Source organism: Metabacillus sp. KJ11-3, from assembly GCF_055808295.1.
Genome location: NZ_CM147865.1, coordinates 2,082,764 through 2,104,423 on the forward strand (window position 1 = coordinate 2,082,764; position 21,660 = coordinate 2,104,423).

Sequence of the window (21,660 nt, forward strand, 5' to 3'; positions counted from 1 at the left end):
AAGATGTTTAAATGTACGGTTATGAAAACAGTCCACATTTGGCAGGTGCAAACGCACCACATGTTGCTGGGGCAAATGTTCCACATCAACCAGTTATGCCTAGTTATGTAGCTCCTGCTTATGGATATTGTGCTCCAGGTTATGGAAATACGTTCGCGCTCATCGTTGTCCTATTTATCTTATTAATCATTATAGGTGCAACAATCTACGGTCATAAATGTTAATGATATAGGCTAAAAAGACACTATTTATTAGTGTCTTTTTACATTTATAGAGGTAAACAAATGCATAAGGATAAAAAATACTATAGAGAGATCTCTATGTTGTACTGTACAAGTTTAATAGCTTTTAATGGTGCTAGAATAAGAAGGACTATAAATACAATTGTGGAACTTATTGTTAGTACATTATTAAAATAAGCTATAGAATTTAACAATGATTTTGACATGTTTAGGAGGAAGGTATATGAGCATACGTTTTGAAGTGATCAGAAAAGTACAGGTAACAAAGCAAAGAGCATACTTTGGTTTGCTGGATCTTGGTTCTGCACAGAACTGGATGAAAGGCTTAGTCAAGATCGAGCGGATGGATGAGGGACCTCTTAAAGTGGGAAGTGAATGGAGGGAAACACGAAAGATGTTTGGAACAGAAGCTACTGAACACTTTGAAGTCGTTGAATTGAACGAACCCCATAAAATAGTGCTGCGCTGTGATGGAACAAAAGGAACAACAGGCAAAGGTGAATTTGTGTTTACATACATTCTATCTTCAAAGGATGATTCTACAGAGATTAAGTTGGACGGGGAAATAAATGGACTTACAGGACTAGCAAAATTCTTCGGGAAAATGATGGCCGGTACCTTTAAGAAAGCTTGTGAGAAAGATTTGGATTCGTTAAAGAGCTATTTGGAGAAAGAGTGAATTGGACAACATACTAAAATAACAATCATTCCGTAATGGTAAAAGATTGAATAAATACACATTATTATTACATAATACAGTAGGAGTATTATACCTCTATGTAGAATGTAAACATTTGATGGAAAACAAATCTCGTTTGGAAAACAAGGAGGAAAATATGGGCAGAATCGTACATTTCGAAATTCATGTAAGTGACATGGAGCGGGCAAAGAAGTTTTACGGTGAGGTATTTGGCTGGACGTTTGAGGATTGGAGTGAATATGCCGGAATGCCATATTTTGGAGCTGTTACTGGTGATGCAAACGAACCTGGAATCAATGGAGCTTTGATGCAACGTCATGGAGCTGCCCCGGAAAATGGACAGGCATTGAATGGCTATGCATGTACAATAGGAGTGGAAGATTACGATTCTACTGAAGCTAAAATTGTACAAAACGGCGGAAAAGTTGCTCTTCCTAAATACGCTCTTCCAGGTATGGCTTGGCAAGGTTACTATATTGACCCTGAAGGAAACACATTTGGCATTCATCAACCAGATGAAAATGCTAAATAATTGATGTAAGGTGGAAGTAACTAATGATCGATAAAATTGGTAAAATTACTGTCTATGTTCAAGATCAAGAACAAGCAAAGGAATTTTGGTTAAATAAACTAGGATTTGTTTTAAAACTGGAACAACCTATGGGACCAAATGCAAAATGGATTGAGGTTGGACCTAGTAATAATGAATTTACGACCCTTGTGTTGTATTCCAAGGCAGCAACGGAACAACATCAACCCTCAAAGGTAGCCCATCCTTCTGTCCTCTTCAGCACAACTGATATTGAATCAGCATATGAAAGTATGGTGCAAAAGGGTGTCAAAGTGGGTGAAATGTTAAAAATGCCATTCGGTACAATGTTCACATTTTTTGACCAAGATGGGAATGAGTATCTATTAAGGGAAGATAAATAAATAACTAATTAGTGGATGATACATATTTTTTCTTTAAAAGATTATTAAGATACAACCACAACTAAAAATTCCACAAAATTAACCTCATTTCAATTGGTTTTGAAATGAGGTTTTGTTTTTATAAATTTTTCTAAAAGGTCGATGTAACTAAATTAATACTAAAAACACCTTCAATGAAAAAATATGGTTTATAATAAACATAGGAATCTATACAAACAGGAGCATCTGCAAATGAACAAACAAAACAGTAAGTACAGATGGATCGTTTTTGCATCCGTACTGTTCACGTATTTTCTTATCGTTAGTCAAAGAACAGCACCGGGCTTAATTACAGACCAATTGATGAATGAATTTAGCGTCACTGCCGCAACCATTGGCTTTATCGCAAGCATACAATTTTTTGCTTATGCCGGTTTGCAAGTGCCGATTGGTATTTTGTCAGATCGCTACGGTCCAAATTTTTTTCTTATCATTGGGACATTTTTGGCCGGAATTGGGACATTACTGTATAGTCTCGCACCGAATGAAACTTTTCTTCTTATTGCAAGATTAATTGTCGGAACCGGTGACTCTGCCATTTGGGTAAATTTAGTTTTAATTCTAAGTCAGTGGTTCAAAGGAAATGAATTTGTTAAATTACTTGGAATGGCAGGTGTGTCAGGAAGCCTTGGATTTTTACTGGCAACAGTGCCATTTTCGCTTTGGATCGGCTTTTTAGGATGGAGAACATCCTTTTTATCTATGGGAATTCTTTTATTACTATGTGGAATACTCCTATATGTTGTACTCATTTATCAACCAAAACGAATCATTAAATCAAATAGTTTACCAGACTCTTCACTAAAAAAAATAAAGGCTACACCAGAAAAAACCTCGGTGATATTAAAGCGGATTTTTACAAACCGGCAGGCTTGGGCAGCCTTTTTCTGTCATTTTGGGGCTGTAGGGACGTATGTAGGCTTCATCGGTTCATGGGCCGTTCCATATGGGACATCAGTATTTGATATGTCCCTGTCAACAGCGAGTCAATTTATTATGATTGGTCTTTTTGGGGCAATAATTGGTGCACCATTAGCAACAATGATATCAAGCCGAATAAATTCAATTAAAAAGCCGTATTTGATATTTCATGGTCTGATTTTTTTAGTTGGTCCATTTTCCTCGTTTTCAGTGGTAAACCACCACTTTTTATACTTGTTTTACTCTTTTTCATTATTGGCTTCGGGAATGGTACCAGTGCATTAACCTTCGCATTTGTTCGTCAGTCTTTTGATGCAAAGGAAGTAGGAGTAGCTACTGGTTTTGCGAACATGGGAGGTTTCTTGAGTGCTGTATTATTACCAAGCATTTTCGGAACAGTTTTAGACTCATTTCAAACTGCCAATAGTCATATTGGTTATTTTTATGGGTTTATGATCCCTGTTATATTTTCTCTTTTAGGTTTGTTTGGAGGGTTTTTGATTAAAGAAAAACAGCAGGAAGTTGTCCAATCGAAGGAACTTAGTTATTAGACACTCACTATGAAGCTAGATTTATAGTCTTAAAATTTTTTTATGCAATGCTACCTGTTTACATAGTTCAATAATAATGAATAAAGCTAACAGGTAGTCCATTATACGGATCATATATTTATAAAAAAACCTCACATTTCCTCTTTATATATAGTTTATTTTTAACCATTTTCACCCCCTAGAACTAATCTTTACTTATCATTTTTCTCCACGAAATTTAAGTCATTTCACATAATGACTTAGATCATTTCTACACACCGCAAATATATATACATTCCTTTTGGCTTAATCCGCCAATAACATGACCTTAATGACCATGAATTTTTCACTGTTAAAAAGTAAGATATAAAAAAGGGTAAATCACTTAATAACCTTTTAAAAATTTTATTAGGGGGAGTAATGTGAAGGTAATTTTTATCTCACTAGATACACTTAGGGCGAAAAATCTAGGTTGTTATGGATACAAGCATCCAACCAGCCCTTATATTGATCAAATTGCAAAAGAAGGGGTCTTATTTACTCAAGCATATGCATCCGATATTCCTACAGAAGTTGCACACACGTGTATTTTTACCGGGAAAGTAGGTTTAACTACAGGAGTAGTTTCACACGGTTCTCCATCCTCATATTTACCAAAAGACCATGAGTGGCTTCCGACTATTTTAAGAAAGGCAGGATTTACAACAGCTGCTGTTGATAATCTATATCACTTAAAGGAATGGTTTGCTAGAGGATATCAGTATTATATGAATACTACTGGAAAAACAAGGTGGATAAAAGGTCATTCGATTAATAAGCTGGCTAAACCTTGGATAAATGAACATAAAGATGAAGATTTCTTTCTATTTTTGCACTACTGGGATCCACATACACCTTATTTACCGCCTAATGAATATATTAAAGAATTTTATGATCTTACTAATAATCCTTATGATTTAACGAATAAGAGTATGGAGCCTGCATTTAATCATCCTGCATATCCTTTTTTTAAGCGCCATCACTTTGATTTACTTAAAAATGTTACTGATTCTAGTTATGTAAGCGCTTTATACGATGCGGAAATTCGATATTTAGATGATATGTTAAAAGATTTAGACGAGTATTTAATAAAGCTAGGTATAAAGGATGATACATTGCTTGTGTTATTTGGGGATCATGGGGAGAGCTTAACAGAGCATGATATATACTGGGATCATTGTGGACTCTATGAGGCAACAGTACACGTACCAATGATTATGCGTTGGCCTGTCAAAATCCCGGAAGGTATTAAAGTGTCAAATTTGGTTCAGCACGCTGATTTAATGCCAACATTACTAGAAGCAATAGATCTTGCATTACCAGACAAGCTAGATGGGAAAAGCCTCTGGCCACTAATTCAAGGTCAAAAAGTAAATCACCATTCTGAAATTTATTTAAGTGAATGTGCTTGGCAAGCTGCCAGAGGTATCAGGACCGACCAATATAAATACATTGAGACGTATGACGCTGGTCCTTTTTCCCGACCACCAATCGAACTTTATGACCTATTAAATGATCCAAATGAAGAAACAAATCTATCTGACAAGCTTCCTGAACAAGTAGAAAAGTTCAAAAAGCAATTAAGTAAATGGGTTGATTCTAAACTTGGATCTGAAAAGGACCCAATGAATGAAGTCTTAATAAAAGAAGGACTTCCTTTTAAACGTAGAATTGAAAAAGTTCTTTCAGAATACGGAATGACATGGGATGAATGGAAGGCTGACCCTAAACGGGAGAAAATTGATGTAGCTGTTAATAACTAATACAAAATAATTAATGTCTATTTATCCACTTGAAAGATAAAAGTTCCTGCATTCAATAATCAGAATATTAAAAACAGGAGTTGATTGTATGAAAACTGTAAGAAAATTCGGTTTGATTTCGATTATGATTCTATTAGTTTCATCACTCCTTACAGGATGTATTGTTCCTAGTTCATCTTCAGATGAAACGGATCAGACAGATGGAGAAGAGTTTAGCGGAACCATTAAGATGTATGCAGGAACATATAGTCCTAACAGAGTTTTAAATGCAAATCAAAAGCCAGCTACCGAATTAAAAAAATTAGCAGATGAGTATGAAAAAGAAACAGGAATTAAAATCGAATTTATTAAAGGATTACCAGCAGATCAAGACTATATGACATGGGTCCGAACAAAGGCTTCTGGCGGTCAATTACCAGATATTATTTGGAGTCAATGGTATGACGCAAATACAGCATTAGCAAAAGGGACACTTACCGATTTATCAAAATACCTTGATCAACCAAATCCTTACGTTGAAAATAAACCTTGGAATGAATTGTTAAACAAACAAATTATTTCTGATACGAAGTCAGCAGATGGAAGTACTTATGTTATAAATGGAGACTATGTTGGAACAGCAACGTATTTTAATAAAGAAGCATTTGAAAAAGCAGGTATTAAAGAGATGCCAACAACATGGTCAGAGTTTATTGAAGCATGTCAGAAATTAAAAGATGCAGGGTATACTCCTTTTGCATGGAATCTTGCTTCAACTCCTACCGGTACAGACAGAATCACATGGTTAACTAGATTGTTTTTTACAAATTTCTTTGCAGACGAATATGATGAGCTACGCTATACAGGGAATGAAGGAATTACCAATCAAGATCAAGTAATTGCTATTAAAAAAGGTGTTTTCGGACCTGAAAATGAGAAATGGATGGCTATATGGCCTATTTTAAAAGATTTTTCTCAATATTGGCAGCCGGATTTTACTGGTGGTGATTCAAATGGACAAGGAACAATGCTTGCCTTTTTAACGGGTGAAGTTGGGATGTATTTTGACGGATCTTGGGCATCACAACAAATTAAATCGGCTAATCCTGATTTTGAATGGTCATCGTTTAAAAATCCGTTTCCTGATCATGTAACTTCAGAATTCGCCACAGAATTTGATTCGTCTGCAGCAATCGGTGGACCTAGTGCATCATTTCAATATGCTGTTCCAACAAAGAAAGCGAATAATTCTCTAACACCAGCGAAAGAGAAGGCTATAATCGATTGGTTAATGTATATTACAACTCCAGAACATAATGAAGCAATTGTTAATGAGCTTGGGGAAAATGTCCCTACAATTGTAGGAGCAAAACCAATAGAAGAATTAAGTGGTTTATCGGATCTTGTAAATCGACCATTACAAAGTGTTTTTGGTGGTATTAATCTTGAAAAGAAAGAACTGGATGCAATCTATCGTGCCTTCCAAGGTTATATTCTTGGGGATACCACATTAGAAGAGTTTGCTAAAGTGGCTGATACAGAGATGGAAAAAACGGCAGATTCATTGATTCAACAAAACAACTGGGATTTAGCGGAATATTTAGAAGAATAACAAATAAACGAATGCGGGCTAAAAAACGAAAAATTGCTGTAACTAGCCCGCTTTCTTCATGAAAGGGGAGAAGCTTATGGCAGAAACAGTCCAACAATTAGAAAACAGCAGTATGAAAAAGAAAAAGACAGGAAAATTGCGGTATAATTGGAAATCCGGTTATGGAATGCTTATTCCTTCCTTTATTCTTTTGATCACCTTTATGTATTATCCTGCCTTGATAGCAATAGGTTTTTCATTTACAAATTGGGATGGGTTCAACCAGCCACAATTTACCGGTCTCCAAAATTATATAACTTTGCTTAACGACAAGATCTTTTTGATTTCGATGAAAAATGTTGGATTATGGACAATCATTAAAGTACTCGTAGAACTGCTTATTCCTTTATTCGTTGCTGTTGTTATCTTTCATTTAAAAAGCAAAAGAATGCAGTATATTTACCGTGTATTATTCGTTATTCCCGTTGTTGTCCCAGGTATTGTTATGTTTATGATATGGGGATTTATCTATGATCCAAACGTAGGCGTGCTCAACACTTTATTGAAAACATTGGGACTAAATGGAATTATACAAAACTGGCTGGGTGATCCAAATATTGCTCTTTACGCATTGATGTTTGTAGGATTTCCATTTGTTGTACCTTTTAATCTATTAATTTTCTATGCAGGATTACAATCGATTTCAGAAAGTGTCTATGAGTCTGCAAAACTGGATGGAATTACAAAAGTAAGAAGGTTTTTTCAAATAGAAATTCCCTTAGTTATGGGACAAGTGAAATTAATCTTAATCTTAACAGTGATTCAATTACTACAAAACGTAACACTCCCACTAGTTATGACAAATGGTGGACCAGGTTATTCATCATATGTTCCTGGACTTTATATGTATTTCCTCGCATTCCAAAATGGAGAATTCGGACTAGGAATGGCTGTTTCTATGGTGATTTTTGTGATCGTTTTAATTTTAACTTGGATTCAGATGAAGTTTATTAATCCTAGCACAGAATACAAAGCATGATCAATGAAAGGAGATTACGATGCTTAAAACCATTAAGCAGGATATTTGGAGCCATCTATTTCTTATCGTGTTGGCATTTATTGCCCTTTACCCGTTTTTTTATATGATTATCACCTCGTTCAAAACAAATGGCCAATTTTATAGCAATTTCTTTGGAATCACTTTTCCTTTGCACATTGAGAATTATGCCGTTGCATGGGAAGCTATTGGCGGTTATATTTTTAACTCTGTTTTTGTTGGGGTAGCAAGTGTGTTAATTATTATAACAACATCTGCACTTGCAGGTTATTCCTTTGCACGTTTGAGATTTAAGGGGAAGAACTTTTTATATATGTCGGTTGTTGCCTTACTCATGATACCCGGATTGCTTACGTTGATTCCTCTTTTCTTATTAGTTAAAAGTTTTGGTTTACTAGACTCGTATATGGGTTTAATCATTGCCTTTGCAGCTGGAGGTCAGGCCTTTACCATTTTTGTTTTTAGACAATCCTTCGCCTCTTTACCTGAAGAATTGTTTGAAGCAGCCCGAATTGATGGTTGTGGAGAACTTCGAGTATTTTGGCAGATTGTTCTTCCGTTATCCAAGCCGATCATTGGTACGATGGCAATTTGGAACCTTCTAGCTATTTGGAATGAATATATGATGCCGTTAGTTTTATTGAGTGATCCTACTAAATTCCCAATCACAGTTGGATTAATACAGTTTGAGAGTCAATTTGTTTCACAAACATTATATGGTCCGATGTTTGCGGGCTACACGATTGCCTCGTTACCATTATTAATCCTGTTCTTATTTACAATGAGACTATTTATGAAAGGATTAACCTCTGGTGCTGTAAAAATCTAAAAAGAATTTTTGGCCAAATTGACCATTAAAGTGGCAGAATGAGCAATGAAGAAATAGATAGGTTACGTTAACATGAATTTATTCCATCCTTGAAATGTTAATAGTACAGAAGAGTTGCAGACAAATATTCAGAAAAAGAGGGATGCGTATTGAAAGGAAAGAGAATTTGGATTATTCCAGATGGTTTTTTACAACCGAAAAGCAAGGGAGACCAAATCAGCCATGAGGCAGTATGTGTTTTAAATTTAACTGAAAGTAGTGCAGTCATTAACCTCACATTTTATTTTGAAGATCAGGATCCTATGGATTTGTTTTTTTCAGAATGTGGTCCACAGAGAACACATCATATTCGGTTAGATAAAATTTCTGATCAAGAAGGTAATATGGTACCAAGAAATATTCCTTATGCAATAAAAGTGGAAAGTAATGTGCCAATTATTGTTCAGCATAGCAGATTAGACACATCCCAGGAAGCACTAGCACTATTTACTACAATGGCCTATGCGATAGAAAGCTAGTATTAAATATGTAATATATTGTTGGGTTTGATTTACATTTTTGCATTATGGAGGATGATTAAATGACAATAAAAGTGGCGGTTGTAGGGATTGGAAACATAGGTAGTATCCATGCGAAAGTATATGAAGAAAATCCAAACACAGAAATTGTAGCAATATGTGACATTGTAAAAGCAAAAGCTGATCAAGCTGCAAATAAGTTTGGTTGTAAAGCATTTTACAGTGTAAAAGAGATGCTAAATGATGGAATGAATCTAGATCTTGTAAGCGTTTGCACCAAAGGAGAAGAGAATGGAGGCGAACACTATACACCAACAATGGAATTATTACATGCAGGTATCCCAGTTCTTGGTGAAAAACCGATATCAAACAATATTGAAGAAGGATATAAAATGGTTGAACTAGCCAAACAAAATAAAATACCTTACGCAGTAAATCTCAACCATCGCTTCACACCTGCAGCCGAAAAGGCAAAAGAATGGGTTGAAAATGGCCGTATTGGAAAGCTTCATATGATTAATATGAGAATGTGGATTAACAATCCAGTAGAAAGCTCACCATGGTTCCATTTACGCGCATTACATCCACACTCTTTTGATGTGATTAGATATTTTTGCGGAGATGTCAAAAGGGTTGGTGCGTTTATGATGAAAGGAGAAGGCAGGAAAATATGGTCTAACACTCAAATCATGTTGGAATTTGAAAATGGCGCAATTGGTCATTTAGTAGGAAGCTATGATGCTGGAGCGAGCTATGGGTTGGAACTTTGTGAGGTGGTCGGATCCAAAGGAAGATTTGTACTTGAAGATGCATGTGAAAAATTAACCTATTATCCTCGAACAAGTATTGAGACTGAAAGCTACAGTTATTTAGGAGGCATGAAATCTTTTCCGGAAACATTTAAATCCAGAATTGACTCCTTTGTAAATCAGTTAATTCAAGGTGTTCCGTATGATCAAGTGGATGGTTCAGGTCAAGATGCTTTAAAGGCGCAGCAAATTATTGAAGCAGCCATAAAATCGTTTGAAACAGGTACAATCGTTGAGGTAAAAGATGTAGAGCTAATTTCAGGAGGGATAATATGATAAAACTTGGTGTAAATTCTGTACTGTTTAAAGATTTTGATTTTGAAACAGCTGCCAGACAAATTGCTTTATGCGGATACGATGGAGTTGAAATCTCTGCAATAAAAGGAATGTGTGAACATTTAGAGTTAGATCGATGGAGGGAGCAAGCAGGAGAATTAAAGGCGATACTTGAAGAAAATCATCTTGAATTTCTTTCAATGGAGGTTGCTTCACTTGATGAAGACCGATTGACTAAAGCCTTTGAGGCAGGAGCTGAGATAGGCATTCCCATTATTAATGTAGGACCTGGAGGGAAGTCGGGTGATGAGGGTGATCTTCAGCAATCCATTGAAACCCTTTACCGTTTATCGAAAAAGGCAGAGACTTATGGAGTTACACTTTGTGTAAAAGCACATGTGGGGAATGCCATTTATAACACGCCTACAACACTACAAGCCATGAATGAAATTTCATCTACTGCATTTGGTATTGATATGGATCCTAGTCATATTTATAGGGGAAATGAAAATCCTGAAGAAGAGCTTACTAGAGTACTAAATAGAGTGAAACATATTCATATACGTGATTGCAAAGGGCGTTCAAAGGGGCCGGGAAATATCGCGAATCAAGCATGTGGACGTGGTGATATAAATCTTTATGCATATTGTAAGGCTATGGTGGAAGGTAATTACAGTGGACCGGTTTGCTTAGAGGTCATTGGAGCGAATCAGCATTCTTTGGCAGATGTATCCATTGTGGCAGCAGAAAGTTACGGTTATCTGAATGCAACTTTAAAGGCTTTAGGGGCAAGAGAAACTAATTTTGTTCAGAAAGGATAATTTGTTATGAAAAAACAGCCAAATGTCATTCTCTTTGGGATTGATAGTCTAAGAAGAGACCGAATGAGTTCCTATGGCTACAATCGATTAACAACACCGCATATTGATAAGTTAGCTGAATCAGGGGTATTATTTGAAAACCATTTTAGTCCTAGTATACCAACCACACCAGGTTATGCTTCGATGCTTACAGGTATGGATTGTTTTGGCACAGATGTCGTAGCTCTTAGACATCATGGCCCATTAGGTGAACATGTTAAAACACTTCCGGAAGTTCTAAATGAAAATGGCTATAACACAACTTGTATCGGGTTTACAGGAAACCCTGCCTCAAGGGGTTTCCAAAAATATATTGATTATGAAGCTTGGCAGCCTGATGAAACAGGTCGTTGTCCGAAAGCACAAAACCTAAATGATGTTGCACTCCCGGAGCTAAAAAGACTCGCAAATGATGAGAAACCATTTTTCTTGTTTTTAAGACATATGGATCCACATTCTCCATACTTACCTCCAAAACCGTATGAACGAATGTTTTTTGATGGTGATGAATGTGATCCATCAAATAGTTCTTTAGCGAAAATGAAGGAATTTAAACCTTTCGCTGACTTTATCACTTCATGGATACCTAATGGCTGTACAGACTCAGAATACATTGATGCCCAGTACGATGGTGCTGTTGCCTATATGGATGCATGTATACAAAATATAGTAACTTCTGTTGAAACACTTGGTTTAACTGAGGAAACACTCATCATCATCACATCAGATCACGGTGAAACATTAAATGAACATGAATGTTGGTACGATCATCATAGTTTATATGAACATAATCTTGTTGTACCGTTAATCCTTAAATATCCCGGATTACCCGAAGGAAAGAGAGTTAAGGATTCCTCACTAATAAAAGATATTATGCCAACAATCCTAGATGTTATAGGTATTGATACGAATATTTCATTTGACGGTAGAAATCTTATGTCCATCGTAAGAGAAGAGGGGGAAACGTTTAGTCAGGAACCGGAATTTTATCTTACAGAATGTACGTGGATGCGTAAACATGGCTGGCGCACTCCGGAATGGAAGCTGATTATTGCTCTTGAACCGGATTTTCATTTTAAACCTGAAGTTGAGTTATATAATCTTGTGAAAGATCCAAACGAATTACAAAATGTAGCAGATGAGGAGCCGGAAATTGTCAATTTATTAACAGGAAGGCTTAATGAATATATAAGGAAGCGAGAACAAGAATGTGGCAGAAAAAATCCAATGTATACAAACCTAAATTGGCATGGTTTAGACCAAGGACCTTTTAATACTTCACAGGAAGCTTACGACTCATTATACATTGGATCCATTCATACTGCCCAAAAGTTACAAGAGAAGAAAAAAGAAGAACAGCTTTAATTCATTTTAAATTAATGCAAATACTTCGAAGGAGTTTTTCTTCGAAGTATTTGATTCAAGAAAGGATAGAGAAATAATGATAAAAGCAGCCGTTATAGGAGTTAACAATATCGGGAAAATACATTGTCGTTATTTTAGAGAAAATAACGACACCGACCTAATTGCTGTTTGTGATTTAAATAAAGAGTTGGCTGATGCAGCAGCCAATGAATTTAACGTACAAGCATATACAGATTTGAAAAGTATGTTAGAAAATGAGGAGATTGATGTTATTAGTATTGCAACTGGTGGTAAAGAAAACGGTTCCCATCATTATGCACCTGCTAGAATGGCGATTGATGCAGGGAAAGATGTACTGGTAGAAAAACCTTTATCTAATAATATTGAAGAAGCTCGCGAATTGGTGAATTATGCAAAAGCAAAAAACGTACGCTTAGCATGTAATTTAAATCACCGTTTTGTACCGGTTGCAGAACAGGCTAAGAAGTGGATTGATAATGGAGACCTCGGAACATTATTATATCTTAATATGAAATTAACAATTGGCAATCCTAACGAATCTAGTCCCTGGATCCACATGAGAGCCCTTCACACACATTCAATTGATGTGATTCGTTATTTTGGAGGAGATATTAAACGTGTTCAAGCATTCATGACAAAAGCACCCGGGAGAAAAGTATGGTCTACAGCTTCAATTAATTTAGAATTTGAATCTGGTGCAGTTGGGCATTTAACGGGTAGTTATGATATGGATAACAACCATCCGATAGAAACTTGTGAAGTTGCCGGCAATAAGGGGAGGTTTTTTATTGATAATGTATATGAAAACTTAACGTTTTATCCGCATAAAAGCAGTGAATTAAAGGTGTTTCGCAATTCAGTTCTAACGGGAATGAATGGTTTTAATGAAACTTTTAAAAATAGAATAAATACGTTTATTAGTGAGATAAAACAATCTACTCCGCCGGAAAAAATCACCGGCTCTGGTCATGAGGCATTAGCAGCACAGGAAGTAATAGAAGCAGCTATTCGCTCACAATTGGAAAATGGTGCAGTTATTGAAATTGGAAAATGAATATGTAGTAAAAAAACACCATTTTCATTTCGGTAATTGACTAAAAAAAGAGATTGTTTAATACTTATTGTAAGCGTTTACTAATATATGAAAGAGAACGTTTACTTACTAGATAAACATCCATGTTATTTTATCTAGAGGAGGCACATATATGTCAGCAACTACATATCAAAGTAGTGAATATATGAAAACAGAAGAATTTCCATTTTGGATTCAGAGATTTCATCATGATTCTACAAACATACCTCCTGCGCATTCACATGAGTTCATTGAACTTGTATTTGTAGTTAAAGGCAATGCAAGACATATATTTGAAGAACAATCCTACATGATCAAAACAAATGATGTTTTCATCATTAATCCCGGTGAAGTTCATACGTTTAATATTGATAAAGGCGAATCATTAGAAATTATTAATTGCTTATTTCTTCCTAATTTAATTCAAGACTCCTGGTTAAAAGAACTAGGTGTTTCTCAATCAATGGATTATTTTTATATTCATCCTTTCTTAGATAATAACGAGCGTTTCCATCATCTCTTAAATTTAGATGTCAATACCTCATCAAGATTTTTACATTTATTAGAAGGGATGATGTTTGAATACAACAGGGAAAATTCATGCTACTCCACTTTAATACGTTTACAGCTAGTAGAATTGTTAATCATTTTGTCCCGTCAATATAATGATAGAAAATCAAGATGTATGCAACCTCTCTCAAAGCAAGATGATGTAAACATTTTGATTCAAAGAATATGTGGATATTTAACGAGAAACTTTGATCAGAAAATCTCCATCCAGACCCTCTGTCACTTATTTAATATCAGTCCACGTCATCTAAACCGCCTATTTAAACAAGAAACAGGACAGACCATAATCGAGATGGTACACAATATCAGAATTGAAAAAGCAAAACAATATTTGATAGAAACCGATGAAAAAGTGATTAATGTTGCGATAAGAGTCGGGTATGAAGACCCTGCGTTTTTTAGCCGCTTATTTCGAAGAATAGTTGGCTGTTCTCCCGGTAAATTTAAAGCAAGTAGCTACATTACAAGTATTAAAGTTTGATGCTCACTTATATGAAAAGAACCGATAGATTTATATTAAATAGTTATCTATAATATGTTTTAGGAATTTAATCATTTCCTCTTCTATTTTTAACCATGTATCATTCATCAACAAATCCATTTTACAAACGACTAAGTCTATATTATACTCTCTAATAGAAAACAAAAAAATAAATACTGAACAAATAGGTTTCTTACCATATGTAAGACTAAGAGGGAAGTTTGGTGTAAATCCAACACGGTCCCGCCACTGTAAGCGAAGAGTAAGGTTATGTAAGAACCACTGTGTGTAAAGCATGGGAAGGAATAACCGGCATTCAAATTCGTAAGTCAGGAGACCTGCCTATTATGTTTTTTAAGCTTCCTCGAGGAAAGGAATGTTTAAAGTGCTCTTTAGTCAGTCTCTTGCTGCTTTATTGCTATTATTTTTATAGTAGATTGGATGTTTATACATATCTTGAACAAGAGAAATACCATTTAGATGCCTTTATTCAACGCTTTCTATAGAGAATAGCGTTTTTTTGTGTTCAAAAAAGAAAGGGAGAATGAACAAATGAATACGTTTATGAAAAAGTGGGGTTTATTAAGTGTTGTTCTTTTGTTAAGCATGTTCATGATCGTGGGGTGCGGATCTCAAGAGGATACCACACAAGGTGAGCAGAATACTAAGAATGATTCGACTCAACAAGAAGAGAATAATACTGAGAGTGCACAGGCGTTTCCAGTCACGATAACGGATGATGCAGGTAAGGAAGTAACCATCGAATCTGAGCCTGAATCAATCGTTTCTATCCAAGCGAGTAATACTGAAATTCTTTTCGCTCTTGGACTAGGTGATAAAGTGATAGGTGTTTCTGATTATGATAACTACCCTCCAGAAGCATTAGAGATAGAAAAAGTAGGTGCTCAGGATATCAATGTTGAAATGGTACTATCCCTTCAACCTGATATTGCGTTAGTAACCGATTATCATAATGAAACACACCCTGATATTTTAAAGCAACTTGAAGAAGCAGGAATTAAAGTGGTTGTTGTTGGTGATACCTCTTCATTTGATGAAGTATATAAAAATATCCAAATGATTGGACAAGCAACAGGGACTGAAGAAAAAGCTAACGAAATTGTAACTGATATGGAAGACCGTCTTGCTGCTATAAAAGAAAAAGCTGCAGCTGAAATTACAGAGAAAAAGAAAGTATGGGTAGAAGTTTCTCCATCACCGGATATCTTTACAACAGGTAAAAACACATTTATGAATGAAATGCTGGAATCAATCCAAGCAGTTAATGCCGCAGAAGACCAAGAAGGCTGGGTGAAATTAACGGAGGAAGAAATTGTTAAACTAAACCCTGATGTGATTATTACAACGTATGGCTATTATATAGACAATCCAAGTGAACAGGTATTAGCACGTAAAGGGTGGACAGAAGTACCAGCAATTAAAAATAAACAGGTATTTGATGTTGATAACGATACAGTAACAAGACCAGGTCCGCGTTTAATTGAAGGAGTCGAGACACTTGCGAAGCTTATTTATCCTGAAGTGTTTGAAAAGTAAAATTACGTGGCTGTATATTCTAAGCGGAGGGTTTGTACTTAGTACAGCCCTCCTTGGTTTATTTATTAGCAGTGTCCAAGTGCCGATTCCCACTATTTTACATATCATTTCTGACAATGCATTCGGTTTTGGGTGGCTGGGAGAAATTCCAAAAAATGAAGAGATGATCATATGGAATATTCGTTTGCCAAGAGTACTGCTGGGGTTTTGTGTTGGGGCATCTTTATCATTAGCAGGAGCCGCCTTTCAAGGACTGTTACGAAATCCATTGGCAGATCCTTATACAATCGGGGTGTCGTCAGGAGCATCACTTGGTGCGGTGTTTGTTATCTTTTTTCAATTTTCGATAATCGGCTTAGGAAGCTTTACACTTCCTGTTGTGGCAATCATAAGTGGCTTTATTACTCTTTTCCTCGTTTTTGGCCTTGTGAAATTAAGCAGTCGAAACCTGGCAATTGAAACGATTATTCTGGCCGGAATTATCGTAAGTGCATTTATTGGCGCCATTGTCTCACTAATTATCTCATTAAGTGACCGTGATTCAATGACACAAATTATTTATTGGCTGTACGGTAGTGTTGGGATGAGAAGCTGGACACATGTAACATTAATTATTCCGTTTATGGCGCTCGGGACCTTCATTTTATTTGCAAATCATCGGGAGTTAAATGCATTGGCACTAGGTGAGGAAGCAGCAGACCATATAGGTGTTGATGTGAGAAAAAGAAAAATCTTTATTCTAATTGGTGCTTCCCTATTAACAGGTGCAGCTGTTGCGGTCTCAGGCTCGATAGGTTTTGTCGGACTTGTTATTCCACATCTTATTCGCTTAATAACGGGACCGAATCATCGCCATGTTCTACCATTGTCAATGCTTGTAGGTGGAGCATTTCTCATTTTGGCAGACTTAGTATGCCGAACCATTATCGCTCCCAAGGAAATGCCGATTGGTGTGATCACAGCTTTAATTGGTGCACCGGTTTTTGCACTTTTATTAATTAGAGAACGTATTGGGCGGAGGAGATCGTAAATGATAAGAATTCAGAACTTAGTTGGCGGTTATTCACATCCGCCCATTATAAACGGTATTGATGCAGATATCAAAAAAGGTGAGTTTTTCACCCTCCTTGGTCCAAACGGAAGTGGAAAAACGACCATTTTCAAGCTTATTACAGGTCAACTACCGATTATAGGTGGAGATGTGTATTTATCAAACCAATCGATTACAAGTCTATCCAAGCTTGATAAAGCGAAAAAAATGGCTGTACTCACCCAGGAAGCAAATGTATCATTTGATTATACGGTTGAAGAAATTATCGCACTCGGTCGATACCCGCATCAAAAGGGTTTTCTCAAACAACTTACAAAACACGATATCGCCTTAATGGATCATGTCATGGATATGACAAGTATTACCCAATTCAAAAAAACTCCATTTCGCATGATAAGCGGTGGGGAAAAGCAAAGAGTTTTATTGGCGAAGGCTTTAGTGCAGGAACCTGAAATTTTACTTCTAGATGAGCCTACCAACCATTTAGATATTAAGCATACTTTTCAAATGCTCGATTTATTAAAAGAACAACAGCAATCAATGGGATTAACCATTTTTGCCATTTTACATGATTTAAATGTGGCATCACTTTATTCTGATCGCATCGCCCTGCTGCATCATGGGCAGTTTCTAGAAGTTGGGGATGTAGAAACGTTAAGAAAAGTGAATCAGCTGAAAAAAGTGTATGAGGTGGATGTACTTTCTCAATCACATCCAACAATTCCAAAGCCACAGTTGTTATTGACTCCAAACCATCGTATATCTCCACAACCTTATAATTTTAAAGAATCTTATGCGATTAAACAAACGAAGGAATTTATCCATGTTCAGTTCAACCATCCGTTAAAATCAATATCTAATGGTGTAATTGGCGATGGAATTCAGTGGCTCACTCATTTTTGTAATTTTCATGTGAAGAAAAATTATCATTGTGATGAGCCGCCTAAAGATGTACAGACCAGGATGAAAAAAATGAACATCCCATTTGAACAAGCACTTGGGATGATGACAGCTGTTATTTTGGAGGATGTTGTCATAATAGAAGAGGAAGTAAATGGAATCCAGCTGCTTGCTATTGTGACTGCAGGTGTTGGAAATGCAGTTGATATCACAAAACAACCAATTACAGAACCAGTTCAAACGATTGGAACAATCAATACTATGCTCTTTATTGATGCACATTTTACAGATGGAGCACTTGTTAATGGGTTACTGTCAGCAACAGAAGCAAAAGTCAAGGCTCTAACCGATTTAAACATAAAAGATCCCCAGACTAAGTCAATGGCAACCGGCACATCAACCGATGCAGTTGTTCTCGGTTTAACACAGCAGGGAGAAAAAACTCCTTATGCCGGATCAGGGACGGTTGTTGGCCGGGCAATAGGTCAAATTATTTATAAGGCTACATATGAAGCAATCAAGAAATATTTACTTCGCGTAAACAAAGGTCGTTATGATAGAAAAGAGGAATCTTGATGCAACAGAAAAGATTAGTCATTGCAGGAACCGGAAGTGGAGTTGGAAAAACAACCCTTACAATTGGGTTAATGTCTGCCTTAATAAAACGTGGACTTATTGTCCAAGGATTTAAATGTGGTCCTGATTATATTGATCCAAGTTATCATACGGCAGTTACAAAAAGAGCTTCTCGAAATTTGGATAGTTGGATGCTCTCCCATGATCATGTTATCGACATCTTACATCATGGCAGCATTGGTGCTGATATTTCCGTTATTGAAGGAGTTATGGGCTTTTTTGACGGGAAAAACCCGGAAACGAATGAGGGAAGTACAGCAGAAATCAGTATCATTACGAAAAGTCCGGTTTTATTAGTTGTTAATTGTGAAAGCATGGCCCGTAGTACTGCTGCTATTGTGAAAGGCTTTCAACTTCTTTCGGACGGACCGAACATTGTGGGTGTCATTGCAAATAAAGTCGGGAGTGAGGGGCATTATCAGCTTGTAAAAAAAGCAATTGAGAAGGAATGTCTTGTACCTGTTGTCGGATATTTAAAAAGAGAAATGGATATCGAGATACCTGAACGTCATCTTGGTCTCATTCCTTCAATTGAACGTGGTGATCTTGATCAATTTTTTCATACATTAGGAGATTTAGTCAGTGAAACAATTGATATACAAAAACTAGTCGAATTATCGGCAGCAGATCCTTTACCTTTAAATGAAGAGTCTTCTCTGTTTAAAACTAAAAAAGAACAAATCGTAAAAATTGCTGTAGCAAAAGATGCAGCGTTCAATTTCTATTATCCTGAGAATCTTGAAATGTTGGAATCAAAAGGAGCAGACATTGTTTATTTTTCACCACTTGAAGATGAAGAGTTGCCTTCAGACATCGACGGCCTTTATATCGGCGGGGGCTTTCCTGAGGAATTTGCCCAACGATTAGAGAAAAACCAAAAAGCAAAGCATTCTATTAAAATGTATATAGAACAAGGGCTACCAACACTAGCTGAATGTGGCGGGTTCATGTATTTAACAGAATCAATTAGAACAACTGAATTGAAAACCTATCAAATGGCAGGAGTCATTCCTGGTAAGGTTCACATGCAACAAACTTTAGCTGCTTTAGGTTATAGAGAAATAAACGGTCAAAATGGTAATTACCTTTTAAAGAATGTCGTAGGGAAAGGACATGAATTTCATTATTCCACCTATGAATCTACGGAAGATAACGTTCCTTACGCATACGAAACAAAAGGACTTAGAGGAATAAAAAAGGAAGGGTATTTACTTAAAAATGTAGTGGCTGGCTATACACATTTTCACTTCGGTTCAAACCCTGACATGGTTGACAACTTGATCGGTAAATGCCTTGAATACAAACAAAATCGGGGGAATCATCATTGACTAAACATACATATACCATTCCGGAAAAATCCACAGAAATGGGAAAACAAGTCTCACTCTATATCAATTCATTAACAAAACCGCTTGGAAGTTTGGGAAGATTAGAAGAACTGGCGATTTCACTAGCTGAAATAAAAAATGAATCTTTTCCAACTGTAAGTCCTGCAGGAGTACTTGTCTTTGCAGCAGATCATGGCATAACAGATGAAGGAGTATCAGCTTATCCAAAAGCTGTTACAGAACAGATGGTCCTTAATTTTTTAAATGGCGGAGCAGCTATTAATGTATTTAGTAGACAAATAGGAGCGCTTTTAAACATTATTGACATTGGGGTTGCAAGCGATCTTGATCATTCAGATTTAATAACCAAAAAAGTACGATATGGGACAGGTAACTTTCTGAAAGAAGATGCTATGTCTCGTGAAGAAGCCGAAAAAGCAATTGAAATTGGTTATAAAGAGAGTATTGAAATCATTAACAAAGGTGCACAATGTCTGATTCTTGGTGAAATGGGAATTGGCAATACAACAGCAAGCAGTGCAATTTTAGCTTTATTAAGTGGAAAAGCGATTGAAGCTGTCGTTGGTACTGGTACTGGAATTACAGAAGAAGGCATCCAGCATAAAGTTTCTGTTATTAAGCAATCACTTCAAAACCGAAATCCTGATTCATCTGATCCAATCGATCTCATCTCGAAGGTAGGTGGACTAGAAATTGCTGGTATGACAGGTGCAATGCTTGCTGCAGCTAGCAAGCGAGTACCGATTCTTGTTGATGGGTTTATTTGTACGATTGCGGCATTACTGGCAAAGCAACTTTCACCGAATGCTTCAGATTATATGATTGTAACACATCGATCAGTTGAACCTGGTCACCAAATTGCCCTTTCATTATTAGGAAAAAAACCACTTTTAGATTTAGGTCTCCGGTTGGGTGAAGGAACAGGAGCAGCGGTTACTTACCCAATTATTCAATCAGCTACACTAATGCTAAAGGAAATGGCAACATTCGAATCTGCTGGAGTTTCTCAAAAAAGCTAGGAGGTAATTGATGATGGAGAAAAAAGGTTTAACACTTGTATACACCGGTGATGGAAAAGGGAAAACAACGTCTGCTCTTGGATTAACATTGCGGGCGGTAGGAAGAGGGTACAAAGCAAAAATCTTTCAATTTATAAAATCTCCCCAGCGTTCATATGGAGAACAAATTGCCCTGAAAAAATTAGGTGTGGACATGGTTCAACTAGGTATTGGCTTTACATGGACCAAAACACCTGAAGAGCATCGGGAAGCATTGAGAGTTGGCTGGCCGAAAGCAAAGGAAGCGGTACTAAGTGGAGAATATGATGTCGTGATTTTAGATGAGCTAAATAACGCACTTTCTATTGAGACTTTTCCAATAGAAGATGTTTTACCCTTACAAGAAGTGATTGACGTGATCCAAAATCGTCCACCACACGTTCATCTTGTTATAACGGGTAGAAATGCCAAACAAGAAATTAAAGATGTAGCCGATCTTGTCTCTGTCATTGATGTGGAAAAGCATTATTATAATGAAGGAATTCCTGCTGTGAAGGGAATTGAATTTTAACCG

The 21,660-nt window shown here is 36.4% G+C and carries 22 protein-coding genes and 1 riboswitch; all 22 genes read left to right on the forward strand.

What is annotated here, in order from left to right; all coding sequences use genetic code 11:
- The first annotated feature begins 95 nt into the window (after positions 1-95).
- The 22 genes from AC0L8O_RS10590 (at position 96) to AC0L8O_RS10695 (ending at position 21,657) form a co-directional block, all read left to right on the forward strand.
- Complete coding sequence (locus AC0L8O_RS10590; RefSeq protein ID WP_084043060.1) at positions 96-224, forward strand: YjcZ family sporulation protein; 129 nt, start codon at positions 96-98, stop codon at positions 222-224.
- Between the two features lie 241 nt (positions 225-465).
- A complete protein-coding gene (locus tag AC0L8O_RS10595; RefSeq protein ID WP_026561481.1) occupies positions 466-921 on the forward strand; it encodes an SRPBCC family protein in 456 nt (151 codons plus the stop codon).
- A gap of 157 nt (positions 922-1,078) precedes the next feature.
- Positions 1,079-1,474, forward strand: a complete 396-nt coding sequence (locus tag AC0L8O_RS10600) for a VOC family protein (RefSeq protein WP_026561482.1) — start codon at positions 1,079-1,081, stop codon at positions 1,472-1,474.
- A gap of 23 nt (positions 1,475-1,497) precedes the next feature.
- Positions 1,498-1,875, forward strand: coding sequence for a VOC family protein (locus AC0L8O_RS10605; RefSeq protein ID WP_473447965.1), 378 nt, complete (start codon positions 1,498-1,500; stop codon positions 1,873-1,875).
- Positions 1,876-2,106: 231 nt separating this feature from the next.
- Entirely contained in the window at positions 2,107-3,120 is a 1,014-nt protein-coding gene (locus AC0L8O_RS10610; protein ID WP_473447967.1) for an MFS transporter, read from the forward strand.
- Positions 3,087-3,386 carry a hypothetical protein gene (locus AC0L8O_RS10615; RefSeq protein WP_473448828.1) on the forward strand — a complete coding sequence of 100 codons (300 nt, stop codon included), beginning with the start codon at positions 3,087-3,089 and terminating at the stop codon, positions 3,384-3,386. The genes AC0L8O_RS10610 and AC0L8O_RS10615 overlap by 34 nt, the downstream gene beginning before the upstream one ends.
- Before the next feature lie 401 nt (positions 3,387-3,787).
- The gene (locus AC0L8O_RS10620; RefSeq protein WP_026561485.1) at positions 3,788-5,167 is read left to right on the forward strand and encodes a sulfatase family protein; all 1,380 of its coding nucleotides are present in this window, start codon (positions 3,788-3,790) and stop codon (positions 5,165-5,167) included.
- A gap of 88 nt (positions 5,168-5,255) precedes the next feature.
- Positions 5,256-6,758 (forward strand): ABC transporter substrate-binding protein, encoded by a 1,503-nt coding sequence (locus AC0L8O_RS10625; RefSeq protein WP_026561486.1) that lies wholly within the window; start codon positions 5,256-5,258, stop codon positions 6,756-6,758.
- Positions 6,759-6,834: 76 nt separating this feature from the next.
- On the forward strand, positions 6,835-7,776 hold the full coding sequence (locus AC0L8O_RS10630) for a carbohydrate ABC transporter permease (RefSeq protein WP_051475656.1): 942 nt from the start codon (positions 6,835-6,837) through the stop codon (positions 7,774-7,776).
- Between the two features lie 19 nt (positions 7,777-7,795).
- On the forward strand, positions 7,796-8,623 hold the full coding sequence (locus tag AC0L8O_RS10635) for a carbohydrate ABC transporter permease (protein WP_026561487.1): 828 nt from the start codon (positions 7,796-7,798) through the stop codon (positions 8,621-8,623).
- A 149-nt stretch (positions 8,624-8,772) separates the two neighbouring features.
- The gene (locus AC0L8O_RS10640) at positions 8,773-9,141 is read left to right on the forward strand and encodes a sensory rhodopsin transducer (RefSeq protein WP_473447969.1); all 369 of its coding nucleotides are present in this window, start codon (positions 8,773-8,775) and stop codon (positions 9,139-9,141) included.
- Positions 9,142-9,203: 62 nt separating this feature from the next.
- On the forward strand, positions 9,204-10,226 hold the full coding sequence (locus AC0L8O_RS10645; RefSeq protein WP_473447971.1) for a Gfo/Idh/MocA family protein: 1,023 nt from the start codon (positions 9,204-9,206) through the stop codon (positions 10,224-10,226).
- Entirely contained in the window at positions 10,223-11,047 is an 825-nt protein-coding gene (locus AC0L8O_RS10650; RefSeq protein ID WP_026561490.1) for a sugar phosphate isomerase/epimerase family protein, read from the forward strand. The genes AC0L8O_RS10645 and AC0L8O_RS10650 overlap by 4 nt, the downstream gene beginning before the upstream one ends.
- Before the next feature lie 6 nt (positions 11,048-11,053).
- On the forward strand, positions 11,054-12,451 hold the full coding sequence (locus tag AC0L8O_RS10655; RefSeq protein WP_473447973.1) for a sulfatase family protein: 1,398 nt from the start codon (positions 11,054-11,056) through the stop codon (positions 12,449-12,451).
- A gap of 76 nt (positions 12,452-12,527) precedes the next feature.
- Positions 12,528-13,526, forward strand: a complete 999-nt coding sequence (locus AC0L8O_RS10660; protein WP_473447975.1) for a Gfo/Idh/MocA family protein — start codon at positions 12,528-12,530, stop codon at positions 13,524-13,526.
- A 151-nt stretch (positions 13,527-13,677) separates the two neighbouring features.
- Positions 13,678-14,595, forward strand: coding sequence for an AraC family transcriptional regulator (locus AC0L8O_RS10665; protein WP_051475657.1), 918 nt, complete (start codon positions 13,678-13,680; stop codon positions 14,593-14,595).
- A gap of 169 nt (positions 14,596-14,764) precedes the next feature.
- Positions 14,765-14,955, forward strand: a riboswitch (cobalamin riboswitch).
- 204 nt (positions 14,956-15,159) lie between these two features.
- Positions 15,160-16,152 carry an ABC transporter substrate-binding protein gene (locus AC0L8O_RS10670; RefSeq protein ID WP_473448830.1) on the forward strand — a complete coding sequence of 331 codons (993 nt, stop codon included), beginning with the start codon at positions 15,160-15,162 and terminating at the stop codon, positions 16,150-16,152.
- On the forward strand, positions 16,115-17,182 hold the full coding sequence (locus AC0L8O_RS10675; protein WP_473447977.1) for a FecCD family ABC transporter permease: 1,068 nt from the start codon (positions 16,115-16,117) through the stop codon (positions 17,180-17,182). The genes AC0L8O_RS10670 and AC0L8O_RS10675 overlap by 38 nt, the downstream gene beginning before the upstream one ends.
- Entirely contained in the window at positions 17,183-18,679 is a 1,497-nt protein-coding gene (locus AC0L8O_RS10680) for an adenosylcobinamide amidohydrolase (RefSeq protein WP_473447979.1), read from the forward strand.
- Positions 18,679-20,067, forward strand: a complete 1,389-nt coding sequence (locus AC0L8O_RS10685; protein WP_473447982.1) for a cobyrinate a,c-diamide synthase — start codon at positions 18,679-18,681, stop codon at positions 20,065-20,067. Before AC0L8O_RS10680 ends, AC0L8O_RS10685 begins: the two co-directional genes overlap by 1 nt.
- Positions 20,064-21,107, forward strand: a complete 1,044-nt coding sequence (cobT, locus tag AC0L8O_RS10690) for a nicotinate-nucleotide--dimethylbenzimidazole phosphoribosyltransferase (protein WP_473447984.1) — start codon at positions 20,064-20,066, stop codon at positions 21,105-21,107. Before AC0L8O_RS10685 ends, cobT begins: the two co-directional genes overlap by 4 nt.
- 10 nt (positions 21,108-21,117) lie before the next feature.
- A complete protein-coding gene (locus AC0L8O_RS10695; RefSeq protein ID WP_473447986.1) occupies positions 21,118-21,657 on the forward strand; it encodes a cob(I)yrinic acid a,c-diamide adenosyltransferase in 540 nt (179 codons plus the stop codon).
- Positions 21,658-21,660 lie beyond the last annotated feature (3 nt).